Genomic DNA, 14,035 nt, shown 5'->3' with positions numbered 1-14,035 from the left:
AGGCGCATCACGACCTAATTGGGCATCCAATAAATTCTACGCCGAGTCGAATGATGCGAACAGTTGAGGGGCCGACGATCGCTCGAAGTCATACCCTGGTAATCCCTGGTTTTGGGTGCAGTAGCCTGCCTGTTTCCTCCCGATATTTTATTCCAAAGAAAGTTTCTCGATCAGCCGCACTCTCTATTGCGAATTTCACCTCATCGTTGACCTTGGTGTAAAGTGGATCGAGTGGGAAGGGGCTACTCGAAGCGAAATTAGTTTGACAAAGTTTGATCAGCGCCTCGTATTCGGCCATCTGCTGCATCGCCATCGACAGACTATCTTGCCGGTTTGGCGGTTCCAATCCCGATAATATCGTGGAGATATGGATCAAATTTTGGTGGATGGCGTAGGTAAGCTTGCCAGCAGCATGGATTCGCAGCGCTTTCAAATCATCGCTCTTGTGAGCTTCGGCGCCGCGGTGCAGGATGATAAGCAGGTAATTGGCGAAGGCCAATTTGGTCGCTGCCATGTCCAAAAACGGAGCCATGTCGTCCCGATCTTTGGCGGTAGCCTTTGGTATCCGATCCACCATTGACGATTTGATGAAGGCTTCCCACTGACGCGCACATTCGTCGAACCGCAGGGCGACGATTGCAGACCCCTCATCGCGATTGTTCGCAGCAAACAGATCCCGCGTGACCGCCAACGCTTTTGGAGCTTCTTTGCGCTCAAGCTGCGATGACAAAGCAACAAACATTAGCCCCGCAATCATCGGGACGATGGCGATCCAATGTGAATCCTCAAGTCCTTCTGCGGCGACCTGCACGATCCAAAGGATTGCGAGTAAAGCAGATGCCGCAACCAACATATTTCTCTGGACGATGTTGATCCGCATGATTTTCCCTATCACAAGTCCGTCACGCTAATGGCCAAATTATAAGCAACGATATCGTCGCTGTAGAACAAGCAGCAACAAAGTAACAACACTGCTTGGCGCTCGATAGCGACATGCAAGATGAGTGCTTGGCAAACTACACCAACTCCGGCCCCAGCGCCGCATCCAGGTCCCTTGGCCGCGTCAGGTGAACCAGTTTGCCGCAGCGGTCCTTGAGGTCTGCCCAGCTGTCGATATCCAGTTCCAGCACCGCAAAGCTGGCGGTCGGGAACTTTTCCTCGACCACATCGCGCAGCGGGCTTGAGCCGTCATCGGGGACCAGATCGAAGATCAGGTCTTCCAAGCCCGGATTGTGGCCGACCATCAGGATCGAGGCCGGATCGCCGCCCTGTTCGCGCAACAGATCGGCCAGGGTTACGCTGCTGGCGAGGTAGATCCGCCGGTCCCAGTTGACTGCCACCGGCTGGCCGGCGGCTTGGCAGGCGATCTCGATCGTTTCGGCGCAGCGGATCGCGGGGGAGGAGACCATGCGCTCCCAGCGCACCCCATGGTCGCGCACATGGCGGCCCATGATCGCCGCGCCCTTGCGCCCGCGTTCGTTGAGCGGGCGGTCAAAATCGCGCGCGCGCGGGTCTTGCCAGTCGCTCTTTGCATGACGGAACAGGCCAAGGATTTTCAAGTCAGGCGCTCTCTCTCGTTGGGCGATCCTGAAACACCTGATCGCACGCGTTGTAAAGCCTCCTCCAGTGTCAGCCGCGTGACAGGCGTGCCGGGGGGAAACGCGGACAGCAAACGGCTGGGAAAGGCCGAGGACAGCACCACGAACTGGCCGTGATCGTCGCGGCTGCGGATCAGCCGGCCGAACGCCTGGGCCAGCCGCGCACGGATGATCCGGTCATCATGCGCCGCGCCGCCACCCGCCAGCCGCCGCGCGCGGTGCAGGATCGAAGGCTTGGGCCATGGCACCTGTTCCATCACCACCAGCCGCAGCGAATGGCCCGGCACGTCCACTCCGTCGCGCAGGGCATCGGTGCCGAGCAAGGAGGCGCGCGGATCGTCGCGGAAGATATCGACCAGGGTGCCGGTGTCGATCGGATCGACATGCTGGGCGTAGAGCGGCAGCCCGCCTCGGGCCAGCCGGTCGGCAATCCGGCCATGCACCGCGCGCAGCCGCCGGATCGCGGTGAACAGCCCCAGCGCGCCGCCCTGTGCGGCCTCGATCAGCCGGCCATAGGCCCCGGCCAGCGCGGCCACATCGCCTTTGGGCACATCAGTGACGATCAGCACTTCGGCCTGGCGGGCATAGTCGAACGGGCTGTCGAAGCTCGAAAGCCGCGGGGCGAGGCCCAGCGCCGGGGCGCCCGATCGCACCACCGCGCTGTCCCAGTCGTTGCCGTCCTTGAGCGTTGCCGAAGTCAGCATCACCCCGTGCGCGCCCTGCAGCACGGTCTGCGCGAAGGGCTTCATCGGATCGAGCCAGCGGCGATGGATCCCGACATCGAATTCGCGCGCTTCGGCCCGGTCCACCGCCAGCCAATCGACGAATTCGGGATCGGCCGGCCCGCCCAGCCGTTCGAGCAGGGCCTCCCAGGCGGCGATCAGGTCAATCCGCCAGGCCAGCGAATGGCGCGCGCCCTCGATCCGGGCGCGGCCTGCCCCATCAAGCCAGTCGGGCGGTTCGGCCAGGATTGCCTCGAGCCGCACGCCCAGCCGGATCAGCGGTGTGCGCAATTCGGCCAGCGCGGCCTGGGCCGCCCCGGCGCGTTCGATGAAGGCGCCGTCCAACTGCGCGGCCTCGGTCTCCAGCCCGTAACCGGCATCCTGCCCGCCGCTTTCATCGCGGGCATAGGTGGCGGCGCGCACCGCTGCCAGCAGCTCTTCCAGCGGGCCGGAGGGTGCATTCTCACCCAGCCGCTGCAACCAGCCATCGCCGGGCAGGGCCTCGGCCGCATAGCGCGCGGCGGCAATCGCCTTGCCGCCGGCCTCGTCATAGCTGGCCACATCGGCGAGCCGCGCGGAGAGGCCCCGGCGGCGACCCTTGGAGCCCTTTTCCGGCCCGATCACCCAGCGCCGCAGCTCGATCGTTTCGCTGCCGGTCAGCGCAGCGGCGAAGGTCGAATCCGCGGCCTCGAACACATGGTGGCCTTCGTCGAACACGATCCGCGTGGGGCGCTGCGCCGCATCGCGGCCGCGCGCGGCATTGACCATCACCAAGGCATGGTTGGCGATCACCAGATCGGCCTGGGCCGAAGCGCGCGTGGCGCGTTCGATGAAGCATTTGCGATAGTGCGGGCAGCCGGCATAGACGCATTCGCCGCGCCGGTCGGTCAAGGCCGCAACCCCGCGCTGGCGGAACAGCGTGGGGAGCCAGCCGGGCAGATCGCCGCCGATCATGTCGCCATCCTGGCTGTAGGCCGCCCAGCGCGCGACCAGCTGCGCCAGCACCGCGGCGCGGCCGGTAAAGCCGCCCTGCAGCGCGTCTTCCAGGTTGAGCAGGCACAGGTAATTCTCGCGCCCCTTGCGCACCACCACCGGCTGGCTGCCATCGGCGCGGCGTTCTGGCCAGGCGCGGCGACTTTCCTGGCGCAGCTGGCGTTGCAATGCCTTGGTATAGGTCGATACCCAGACCGTCCCGCCCGACAGTTCGGCCCACAGCGAGCTGGGGGCGAGATAGCCTAGCGTCTTGCCGATCCCGGTTCCGGCCTGGGCCAGCAGCAGGTGCGGCTGGCCATCGCGGCCGCGCGGGGCAAAGGCCTGGGCGGCTTCCCGGGCATAGGCGACCTGTGCCGGGCGGGCCTCGGCCCCGGAGCCGGTCAGCGCCGCCAGCCGCACCGCGACGGCCTGGGGATCGAGAGCCACCTGACCGGGCTGCGGGCGTTCGGGCGCTTCGTCCCATTCGGGCAGGCGGGCGAACAGCCAGCGTTCTCCCCGGGCCGGCGGAGCCAGCCGCGCGGTCAGCAGCGGTGCCCAGGGCCAGCGCAGCTTGGTCAGCGCCTGCAGCGCGGTCCAGGCGCCCTCCCGCTCGGGCCAGTCGCTCGCCTGACATTGCGCCAGCAAGGCCTCGGCCGCGCGTTGCAGCAGTTGCGGCACCGCGTCGTCGCTTTCGGGTTCAGGCAGGTTGAGCGCATGGGCCAGCCCCTTGGGGGTCGGCACCATGAACCGGGCCGGGCGGACGAAGGCATGCAGCTCCAGCAGGTCAAGCCCCGACAGGTCGGGATAGCCCAGCCGGGTTGCCACCAGCGGGGCGTTGAGCATCAGCAGCGGGGTATCGGCCGCCGCAACGATCGCATCGCCCTTGCTGGCAACCCGGGTGTTGCCGGCGCCGTCGCGCAGCCAGCAGCCCGAATGGCTGGCGTGGATCGCGGGAAGGGGCAGCGCTTCGCTCACCGGCGCAGTTAGAACGGAAATGGAACAAGTGGCAAGCCATTGACCCAGCCGGAACAGCAGGCCAGCGTGGGTAAATGACGAATCCATCCCGCTCTGCACTGATCGACCGGCTGCCCAAGGCCGAACTGCACCTCCACATCGAAGGCTCGCTGGAACCCGAGCTGCTGTTCGCGCTGGCGACACGCAACGGGGTGGCGATCCCGTTCGATACGATTGAGGCGGTGCGGGCGGCCTATGACTTTTCGAACCTGCAGGATTTCCTCGATATCTATTATCAGGGCATGTCGGTCTTGCTGACCGAGCAGGACTTCTTCGACCTGACCTGGGCCTATCTGGAACGGGCGAAGGCCGACAATGTCCGCCATGTCGAGATCTTCTTTGACCCACAGGGGCATACCGAGCGCGGGGTGGCATTCGAAACCGCGCTGAACGGGATCGAGGCGGCGCTGAAGGCGGGCGAGGCCGAGCTGGGCATCTCGTACCGGCTGATCATGTGCTTCCTGCGGCACCTGTCTGAAGAGGATGCCTTCGCGACGCTGGAGCAGGCCTTGCCGCATCTCGAGCGGATCCACGGCGTCGGGCTCGACAGCAGCGAAGTCGGCCACCCGCCGGCCAAGTTCCAGCGGGTCTTCGCCCGGGCGCGTGAGCTGGGCCTGCATGTCACCGCCCATGCCGGGGAGGAGGGGCCGCCAGAGTACGTCCACGAAGCGCTCGACCTGCTGGAGGTGGAGCGGATCGACCACGGTAACCGTGCGCTGGAGGACGCGGCGCTGGTTGAGCGGATCGCTGCGGAAGGCCTGACGCTGACGGTCTGCCCGCTGTCCAACCTCAAGCTCTGCGTGATCGGGGACATCACGGACAGCCCGGTCAAGCGGATGCTCGATCTGGGGCTCAAGGCGACAATCAATTCGGACGATCCGGCCTATTTCGGCGGCTACATCGGCGCCAATTTCCACGCCGTGGCCGATGCGCTGGACCTCAGCGAGGCAGAGGTGGTGCGGCTGGCCGAAAACAGCTTTACCGGATCGTTCCTGCCGATGGCCGACCAGATCCAGCACCTGGCCGAGATTGCCGAGGTGGCCCGTGGTTGAGAAGGTTTACCTGACCGCCGACCGGCTGCTGGAAGACAGCTTTCGCCTGGCCCACCAGATCATCGATGCCGGCTTTCGCCCCACCCACATCGTCGGCATCTGGCGCGGCGGCGCGCCGGTGGGAATCGCGGTACAGGAACTGCTGGCCTACAAGGGCATCGAGTGTGACCACATCGCAATCCGCACCGCCAGCTATTCGGGGATCGACCAGCAGGAAAAAGAAGTCCGGGTCTATGCGCTGGGCTATCTGATCGACGTGCTCGACCCCGAAGACCGCCTGCTGGTGATCGACGACGTGTTCGACACCGGCCGCTCGATCGAGGCGTTCATCGGCGAACTCGCCTCACGGTGCCGGCACAACATGCCCCGCACAGTCAAGATCGCCACCGCCTATTACAAGCCCAGCCGCAACAAGACCGGGCTGAAGCCCCACTTCTTCGTCCACGAGACCGAGGAATGGCTGGTCTTCCCGCACGAGCTTTGCGGGCTGACCGAGGAAGAAATCCGCACCCACAAACCGGGGGCGGGGGTGATCCTGGGGGGCTAGAGCCTGTCCTGATTGGGTGGAGGCGTCGGCACGGAGCCGAATTTGGCTCAGCGTGAGGCGCGAGAAGGGAGCCATGCTGTTGCATAGTGACCGACGAGCAACGCGGCGCTGGGCCAAATTCGGCCCGCCCCTGCGGGGTCGCATCAGGAAGGCCGCTGGCGGCGTCGCGTCGCTTGCAGGGGCAACCAGCCCCTGCCGCACGCCGCTCCTATCCAGCGGCCTTCCTGATGCGATGACGATGCCTCCACCCAATCAGGACAGGCTCTATCCCCGCACCCACACCACCTTGCCTTCCTTCACCGTCATCTTGACCTTGATGCTGCGGATCTGGTCCAGCGGGGTGGTCAGCGGGTTCTTGTCGAGCACTACGAAGTCCGCCAGCAGGCCGGCCCTGATCCGGCCCTTGCGGCCTTCCTCGAACACCTGCCAGGCCGGACCGGTGGTCAGCATCTGCAGGCCTTCATAGGCGGTCAGCCGCTCGGTCGGACCCGAAACCACGCCGGTCAGCGAGGTCCGCGCCATCGAGCTCCACAGCTGCTGCATCGAATCGAGCCGGGTCACCGGATAGTCCGAATGGTTGGAGGCGTGCAGGCCCTGGCGCATCGAGCTTTTCAACGGGCTGATGAAATCAACCACACTTGCGGGGAAATTGGTGCGATGGATATCGGCGAACAGGTAGGTATGGTTCGAGAAATAGGATGGACCCACCCCGATCCGGCGATAGGCCTGCAAATGATCGGGGCGCATGAACTGTGAATGGATCACCACCGGCCGGCGATTGTCGGCGGCCTTGATCCCCAGCTTGTCGAAGCCCTTGATCGCCATGTCGATTGCCGCATCGCCGTTGGCGTGGACGAACAGCTGCCAGCCGCGGTCGTATGCCTGCTTGGCGGCGGTGTCGAACTGGTCCTGGGTCATGTTCGATTCACCGTGCCATGGATGCGCACCCTGCGGCGAACCGTTGGCATAGTCGCGGGTGAAGAAAGCTGTGCGCGCCTGGGGCGAGCCATCCAGCACGAACTTGATCCCCTGCAGCTTCACGTGTCCCGACCAGGCTCCGAAATTCAGATCGGTGCGCTTGAGCAGTTCGGGCAAGGTCGAAGCGAACGGCAGGATCGCAAGATCAAGCTTGAGCCTTGCCTTGGCCGCGTCGCTGGTCAGGAACGCGATGTCGGGCAGCTGCGTCGCGCCTTCCTGGACATGGGTATAGCCTTCGCTGGCGTAGTATTTCTGAGCCATGTCCAGCATCGCCAGCTTCTGTGCGGCGGTCGGCTGGGGAATCTTCATCGCCAGGGGCATCATCGCATTTTCGAACAGTACGCCGTTCGGCCGCCCTGCCGCATCGCGCATGATCACCCCGCCGGACGGAGCCTGAGTGCTGTCGGTAATCCCAGCAAGGTCGAGCGCCGCGCTGTTGGCGACCAGGCCATGACCGGTAAAGTGGACCAGTACCACCTTGTAGCCGGGCAGGGCCGCATCCAGATCGTTGCGGGTGATGTGCTGCTTTCCGGGCAGTCCCTGCTCGGAATAGTTCCAGGCGACCACCCAGCTGCCTGGCGGAATGCCCCGCGCCGCCACTTGTGTCTTGAGCACTTCGGCCAGCGAAGCCGCGTCCTTCGGTGCCAGCGCCGGATCGGCCAGATCAATCCCGCCGGCCACCTGCATCGCCATGGCGAAGTGCGAATGCGCATCGACGAATCCCGGCAGCATGGTCGCGCCATCAAGGTCGTGCAGTTCGGGCCTTGCCCCGGCAATCTTGCGGGCTCTTGCCAGCGGCCCGGCAAAGACGATCCGGCCATCACGCGCCACCACCGCCTGCACCGTGCGCGGGGCGGGGCCATCCATGGTGATGATCGTGCCGTCAAACCACAGGCTGGCTGGGGCAAGCGGCTTTCCGGCCTGGCCCGATGTTGCCAGCGCGAGCAATGCGGTTGTGGTTAGTGCCAGCCTGCTTTTCGATGCGCCCATCTTGTCTCTCCCTGCATGACCCCGATTTGGCACAGCAGACCCGCTGCGTGCAAATTCTCTATTCTTGAGCGCAGTCTGCCGGACTGCTAGCCAATCGGTCTAGCGGGTGAGTGGGGGTGTCAATGCCGACGGGACAATGGGTATTTCCGATCCATGAAGGAGCCAATCCGGCCAATCAGGTGATCGGCATGGTGCTGTTCAACGGTGACGATATCGTGGCCTTCATCAGCGACCGTGACTTTCGCGACACCAATCTGGATGGGAACATTTCCTGGGGCGAGAGCTTTTTCGGCTCGGTCGGCTTCAACCGTTCGATCTTCGTATCGACCGCGATCCGCGAACTGACTGACGCGATTACCGATCCCAATGCCCCGACCTTCGATTACAACCAGATCAACACGATCCGTTACAGCAATATGCTGCGCGGGGCGGTCGCGGTGGGCAGCGAAGTGCTCCAGGATGCGATCTTTGACGCGCTGATCGGACAGTTTACCGGGCCGGTAGTGGATCTGATCCTCAGCCGGTTTTCCTCAAGCATCATCCCGCAGGTGCTGCTCAGCGACGCCGGTCGGGCCTGGCTGCAATTGCTCGTTGCACAGACGGTCGAAACGACGCCGCCCGATGTCAGCTATGGCGACTATGATGTGCGCTTCATCGGCAACAGTGAAGGCCAGGATCTGATGCTGGCAGGATCGGGCGCCGGTTCATCGGGCCAGGTCGTGCTTGCCACAGGAACATCCCGCGATCTGGTGACCACTGAACGCAACGACCTGGTCGTGATTTCAGCCAGCGGCACCTCCAGCGTCCAGGGTGGTATGGGATCTGACACGGTGATCTATGACCGGCTCGACGCACCCGGCCCCCAGACCATCGCCGCCTTTGGCCATGCGATCACCGATGGCGTCGAACTGTTTGATGGCACTCGGCTCTACGGGGTTGAACGGGTCAACTTCTCGACCGGCAGCGGCAATGACACCGTAGGGCTGGGCGCGCTGCCGACCAGCCTGACAGTCGAACTGGATCTGGCTGGCGGGGATGATGCGGTCACGGTGTTCAGCACCAACACGGTGCTGCATGGCGGGACGGGGACGGACACGCTGATCATCGATTTTCGCAATGCCGATCACGTGCTGCGCCTTTCCAACCTGACGGCGCGCACCGGCGATGTGGTTTCACCGGGCGTCGGCGATGAAGGCGGCTACTCAATCCACTTCCGCGAACTTGATGAAACCCGAAGCTATTCGCTGCTGACCGAAGGCTGGGCCGCGGGCTTTGAGCGGCTGATCATCTATGGCAGCGAAGGCATTGATATCATTGACACCTACCAGGGTGATCAAACCTTGATCGATCCGGTTGCGGCAGCGCTTTATGAGATTGACGACGAGATCCATGCGGGCGGCGGCGATGACCTGATCCGATCCGGACAGGGGGTTGATCTGATTGACGGTGGGAGCGGCCATGACCGGGTGATCCTGCACCGGTTCTTCAACACCCAGTCGTTCGTCGTCGATGGCAGCTTCAGCACGGCTGCTGGTCTGACGCTGGCTGATGGCAGCGTTGTTCGCAATGTGGAATCGCTGACGATCTATCTGGGCGACGGCAACGACACTGCGACCGATTTGGTTGCCGGCCAGATTGTGGGCGGCCTGGAGCTCGACGCGCTAACCGGCGGCGGCAACGACGTTGTGCAATTTTTCAATCCGCTCAGTTCGGCCGATGGCGGGACTGGCTTTGATATCCTGACGGTCGATCTTTCATCGACTTTTGACAGTATCAGCCTGCAATTCCTGACCGATGTTTCCGCCTACAGCTTGCTGGTTACGAACCCTGCTGGCCAGTGGATCGGCGGTTCTTACTATCAAGGGTTCGAACAGATTCTGTTCATTGGCGGCAGCGGAGGGGATTCGCTCTCGTTCTCGTCGTTGGCAGAAACGGTGCATGGCGGTCTTGGCGGGGATTCCATTTACGGGCGGGACGGCGACGACCGGCTGTACGGTGATGAAGGTAATGACAGTCTGAATGGCGGTGCTGGTGCAGACTGGCTGGTGGGCGGGGCCGGCGATGAAAATTTCGAAACCGACGGTCTGGACCTGATCTTTGAAAATCCGGGAGAGGGAATCGATTGGGTCGGATCCACGGCCAGTCTTTACCTCTTCGCCAATATCGAAAACCTCTATCTCTATGCAGAGGCCGGCGACGGTTTCGCCGTTGGAAACGAGCTCGACAACGAGATCGGCGGCAACCTTGGCGCAAACCTGCTGATCGGCGGGGCCGGTAACGACCTGATCAATGGTGGGTTCGAATGGATGCCGCAAGCTGAAGACCTGGGCGATTCCTTGTTCGGGCAGGAAGGCAACGACAGGCTCTATGGCATGGCGGGCATCGACTATCTGGTGGGCGGCACTGGTGACGATCTGCTCGACGGGGGCGAGGACGCTGATGCGCTCTATGGCGAGGACGGCAATGATACGCTGTTCGGCGGGACCAGCTTTCATACCGACATCCTGGTCGCGGGAGCCGGGAATGACCTGCTGAACGGCATCTCCGGTCAGGCCGATCCGGACTATGACCTGATGGACGGCGGGGGCGGTGATGACATTTACCGTGTCGATACCGGCGCCGATCTGACCTTTGAGGCTGCGGGCGGCGGCACCGATACGGTTTATGCCAATGTTACCGTGCCGAATGCCGGGGTTTACCTTTACGCCAACGTCGAAAACCTGGTGCTTGAAGGCAATACCGCGTTTGGCGTCGGCAATGAACTCGACAATGTTCTGACCGGCTCAGGCTCAGCCAATTGGTTGCTCGGCGGTGCAGGGAATGACCGGATCATCGGCGGTGCCGGCAACGATGTGCTGTTCGGTGAGAGCGGGGCGGACACGTTTGTGTTCAGCTGGGGATCGGGCGCCGACCTGATCGGTGATTTCACCCCGGGCGAAGACCGGATCGATATCCGCGATCTGGGCTATTCCTGGCAGGACGTGCTCAATTCGCTGCATGAATATGGCGGCAGCACAGCGATCGATCTGGGCAATGGCCGGCTGGTGGTGCTGTCCGGCGTTACCGCCGACCAGCTCCACGCAGGCGATTTCATCTTCGGCTGATTTACCAGCCGATCGCTGCAGTAAGCCGCGTCACCACCCGCTCCTTGCCGAGCACCTGCATCATCTCGTGCAGGTCGGGCGTGTTGCGCCGGGCGGCGAGTGCGACGCGCAGGACGCTGGCCAGATCGCCAAAGTGGCCGCGATACTGGTCTGGCGCCTGCTTGAAGGTCTTGGCGTTGGGGGCATAGCCGAACGTCAGGCCCAGATCGCGCAGCCATTCCAGCCACTGGTCACGCTCGAGCGCGGGATCATAGCCTTCGGCCACCGCCGCCAGCAGTCCTTCGGCCGGAGCCGGTTGAAGGGCGGCAAAGGTCTCCTTCGCCTCACCCAGCAGCTCGGCATAACGATCGTCAAAGAAATAGCCGATGTCGGCGGGCAGCTGATCCCAGCGGACGATGTCCTTGCGCGGACGTTCGCCATGGCGCTCGATATCGATGATCCGCTGGCTGTAGTCAGCGTCGGCGGCAAAGCGCACCGCGAACTCAGGATCGTGGCCGCTCGCCCAGACCAGCGCGGCGTCGTAGATCGCCCTGGCGCTCATCGTGCCGACCACTTCGCGTGAGACGCTGTCCAGCTTGACCAGATCGAACAGCGCGCCCGATCGGCTCATCCGTTCAAGCTCGATCTGGAATTCGGTGTTGGGGAGGTCCGGATTGGCGGCGCGCCAGTCCTCGAACCGGCCGTCGATCAGGTTGAGCAGGTATTCGGTCACCGCGCCCAGCGGATAGCCGGCCTCCATGTACCAGCCGACCGAAGCTTCGGGATCGTGGCGCTTGGAAAGCTTGCGGCGCGATCCGCCGTCCTGCTTCTCGATCGGGCTGATGTGGGCAAAGCGCGGCGGCGCCCAGCCGAACAATGCGAACATCTGTGCGTGCATCGGATAGCTGGCCAGCCATTCGTTGCCGCGGATCACATCGGTGGTGCGCATGAAATGGTCATCGACCACGTGCGCGAGGTGATAGGTCGGCATGCCATCGGCCTTCAGCAGCACGACATCGGTCTGGTTGGCCGGGAATTCCAGATCGCCCCGGATCGTATCGGGCAGGGTGACCCGTTCGTCACGCCCGCCGGTGGCGCGCAGGCGGATCACGAAGGGCAGGCCCTGGGCCAGCGCTGCGGCGACATCGTCCGCGCTCTTGTCACGCCAGATCGCCCAGGCGCCGTAATAGCCCGGCGGCACCTTGCGCTTGGTCTGCTCATCGCGCAGCGCCTGCAGTTCATCGGCAGTGGCGAAGCAGGGGTAAGCGTGGCCCTGGTCAAGCAGCCAGCGCACGCAGCTCTGGTAGATCGGCTTGCGTTCGCTCTGGCGGTAGGGGCCATAGGCGCCCACTTCCTGCCCGTCGGCAATCTCGCCCTCGTCAGGGGACAGGCCATAGGTCGCCAGGCTGGCCAGGATCAGGTCAACCGTGCCTTCAACCTCGCGCTTCTTGTCGGTGTCTTCGATCCGCAGGAAGAACTTGCCGCCGCTCTGGTGCGCCAGCCGGCGCGAGACCAGCGAGGTGTAAAGCCCGCCGATATGCATGAAGCCGGTTGGGCTGGGGCCGAAGCGGGTAACGCAGGCGCCTGCGGGCAGATCGCGCGGCGGGAATTTCGCTTCAAGCTGGTCAAGCGTGTAAGCCGCTTCGGGGGTAAAGACTGCACTATCCATCCGCGCCCCTTAGGCAGCGCGGCGCACCTTGGCAACCGGCCCAGACGCGGCGTTCAGGCCAGCATACCCTGGGCCAGCAGTTCGGCGAAATAGGCCTGCATGCGCTCTCGGCCATTGTCGGTCAGGCGCAGCGGAATGTCGCTCCACCCGCCATCGGAATCGCCCATGCCGACCAGTTCGAACCCGGCCAGGATCCGGGCCAGCGCCAGCGTGGTGGCAGCGGTCATCCCCAGTGCAATGCTGACCTGTTCGACGCTGCTGTTGCTGGCCGGGTTCGTGAACAGCGCCAGCATCAGATCCCAGCGCTGTTCGCTGAACGACTGGCGTTCGAAGAACTGACCGCGCAGCCGGCGCCGCGCGAGCATTTCGGCGGCGAGGCGGCGATAATCGGCACTTGCCGGCTCCGATGGCTGGTCATTCACGCTTGTCTTCTCCCCCACTGGTCCGCTCGCCGCCGCAAAAAGGAGCACGGGCAATCGGGCCAGTCGGACTGGTCGAAGCCTTGCAACCCTCTCGCCCGGTATCGTTCCAGGTTGGACGGGAAGCTATGAGGGGGAGTGACTCCCGGCTAGTCCCGTGGTTGCGGGACAGGTCAGGCCGCGATCAGCTTTTCGGATCGGGCGCGGCGGTCCGCGGATAGTCGCCGGCGATTACGTAACCGTGCTGGACTCCGGCCATCGCCGCGCCAACCCGATCGGCCACGCCCAGCTTGCGAAACACGCGCCTTATGTAAGTATCGACAGTTGCGGGGGAAATTGAAAGAATAGTGGCGATCGCACTGTTGCTCTTGCCTTGGGTCAACCAGAACAGCACATCCATTTCGCGCGCGGAAAGCTGATCGTCGGGGGCAAATGCGCTGGCCACCACCCGGCTGTAGTTGAGGTAGGCGGATTGCAGGATCAGCTGCATCTTTAGAACGGTCTGCTCTGGCACGGCGTCAAGATCAGGGTGCAGTCCAAAGCCGATCAGCCCGAACCGCGATCCGGCGCCCACCACCGGGAATGCCAGCCCGTCGCCCATGCCCAGCCGCGTGAGGATTGCCATATAGCGCTGCTCGGCCGGGCTGAGCTTGCGCAGCTTGCCGGCCTGGCTCCAGCGAAACGGTGCGGACCGGACCAATGCGATCTCGGGCAGGGGATCGATGCGGTGCAGGCAGCGGCGATAGGCCTTTTCCCAGCGCCGGTCGAACCCTTCGCTATAGACGATCCGGCCCTGGCGGCTGTCGCGCGCCACCGGCGTGACCACGAAGAAGCCGCCGAACCCCTGGGCCGTGCCGAAGTCGATCGCCAGCCGCCTGATCGTGGGAACGTCGGAGGCTTTGGCAAGCTCGGCTATCAGATCCAGCGGCACAGGGGGCATTCTCATTTTGGTACGAAACGGAGCGCGTGCTGGCACGCCTGCGGCGATTCT

The 14,035-nt window shown here is 63.8% G+C and carries 10 protein-coding genes; 3 read left to right on the top strand and 7 right to left on the bottom strand.

All coding sequences use genetic code 11. The annotated features are described in order from the left end of the window. Positions 1-88: 88 nt before the first annotated feature. The 3 genes from IT549_RS02890 to IT549_RS02880 form a co-directional block, all read right to left on the bottom strand. Positions 89-880, bottom strand: coding sequence for a hypothetical protein (locus IT549_RS02890; protein ID WP_292969830.1), 792 nt, complete (start codon positions 878-880; stop codon positions 89-91). A gap of 136 nt (positions 881-1,016) precedes the next feature. Then, complete coding sequence (locus tag IT549_RS02885) at positions 1,017-1,559, bottom strand: histidine phosphatase family protein (protein WP_292969829.1); 543 nt, start codon at positions 1,557-1,559, stop codon at positions 1,017-1,019. After that, on the bottom strand, positions 1,556-4,267 hold the full coding sequence (locus IT549_RS02880; protein WP_292969827.1) for an ATP-dependent DNA helicase: 2,712 nt from the start codon (positions 4,265-4,267) through the stop codon (positions 1,556-1,558). The genes IT549_RS02885 and IT549_RS02880 overlap by 4 nt, the downstream gene beginning before the upstream one ends. A gap of 74 nt (positions 4,268-4,341) precedes the next feature. On the opposite strand from IT549_RS02880, the gene IT549_RS02875 reads away from it, so the two are divergent. Then, positions 4,342-5,358 carry an adenosine deaminase gene (locus IT549_RS02875; RefSeq protein ID WP_292969825.1) on the top strand — a complete coding sequence of 339 codons (1,017 nt, stop codon included), beginning with the start codon at positions 4,342-4,344 and terminating at the stop codon, positions 5,356-5,358. Beyond that, entirely contained in the window at positions 5,351-5,905 is a 555-nt protein-coding gene (locus IT549_RS02870) for a phosphoribosyltransferase family protein (protein WP_292969823.1), read from the top strand. The genes IT549_RS02875 and IT549_RS02870 overlap by 8 nt, the downstream gene beginning before the upstream one ends. Positions 5,906-6,169: 264 nt before the next feature. Here the strand turns inward: IT549_RS02870 and IT549_RS02865 are convergent, their stop codons facing one another. Continuing rightward, positions 6,170-7,873, bottom strand: a complete 1,704-nt coding sequence (locus IT549_RS02865) for an amidohydrolase (RefSeq protein ID WP_292969821.1) — start codon at positions 7,871-7,873, stop codon at positions 6,170-6,172. A gap of 122 nt (positions 7,874-7,995) precedes the next feature. Here IT549_RS02865 and IT549_RS02860 point away from each other — a divergent pair, with 122 nt between their 5' ends. Further along, positions 7,996-10,977: a calcium-binding protein gene (locus tag IT549_RS02860; protein ID WP_292969820.1), complete on the top strand. Its 2,982-nt coding sequence runs from the start codon at positions 7,996-7,998 to the stop codon at positions 10,975-10,977. Between the two features lies 1 nt (position 10,978). Here IT549_RS02860 and IT549_RS02855 read toward each other — a convergent pair whose 3' ends face one another. From IT549_RS02855 to IT549_RS02845, 3 genes are all read right to left on the bottom strand, one after another. Further along, a complete protein-coding gene (locus IT549_RS02855; protein ID WP_292969819.1) occupies positions 10,979-12,625 on the bottom strand; it encodes a glutamate--tRNA ligase in 1,647 nt (548 codons plus the stop codon). A 53-nt stretch (positions 12,626-12,678) separates the two neighbouring features. Next, positions 12,679-13,047, bottom strand: a complete 369-nt coding sequence (locus IT549_RS02850) for a hypothetical protein (RefSeq protein ID WP_292969818.1) — start codon at positions 13,045-13,047, stop codon at positions 12,679-12,681. Between the two features lie 181 nt (positions 13,048-13,228). Further along, positions 13,229-13,990, bottom strand: a complete 762-nt coding sequence (locus IT549_RS02845; RefSeq protein ID WP_292969817.1) for a LuxR family transcriptional regulator — start codon at positions 13,988-13,990, stop codon at positions 13,229-13,231. Positions 13,991-14,035: the final 45 nt, after the last annotated feature.

It is taken from the genome of Novosphingobium sp. (genome assembly GCF_020852455.1).
GTDB lineage: Bacteria > Pseudomonadota > Alphaproteobacteria > Sphingomonadales > Sphingomonadaceae > Novosphingobium.
The sequence above is the reverse complement of the archived record's forward strand: the minus strand, read 5'-3'. Positions and strand labels throughout refer to the sequence as shown.

Bases quoted from the DNA above. Each gene is read 5' to 3' on its own strand.
- IT549_RS02860 (WP_292969820.1), top strand. From the start codon at position 7,996: ATGCCGACGGGACAATGGGTATTTCCGATCCATGAAGGAGCCAATCCG.
- IT549_RS02890 (WP_292969830.1), bottom strand. From the start codon at position 880: ATGCGGATCAACATCGTCCAGAGAAATATGTTGGTTGCGGCATCTGCT.
- IT549_RS02855 (WP_292969819.1), bottom strand. From the start codon at position 12,625: ATGGATAGTGCAGTCTTTACCCCCGAAGCGGCTTACACGCTTGACCAG.
- IT549_RS02845 (WP_292969817.1), bottom strand. From the start codon at position 13,990: ATGAGAATGCCCCCTGTGCCGCTGGATCTGATAGCCGAGCTTGCCAAA.
- IT549_RS02865 (WP_292969821.1), bottom strand. From the start codon at position 7,873: ATGGGCGCATCGAAAAGCAGGCTGGCACTAACCACAACCGCATTGCTC.
- IT549_RS02875 (WP_292969825.1), top strand. From the start codon at position 4,342: ATGACGAATCCATCCCGCTCTGCACTGATCGACCGGCTGCCCAAGGCC.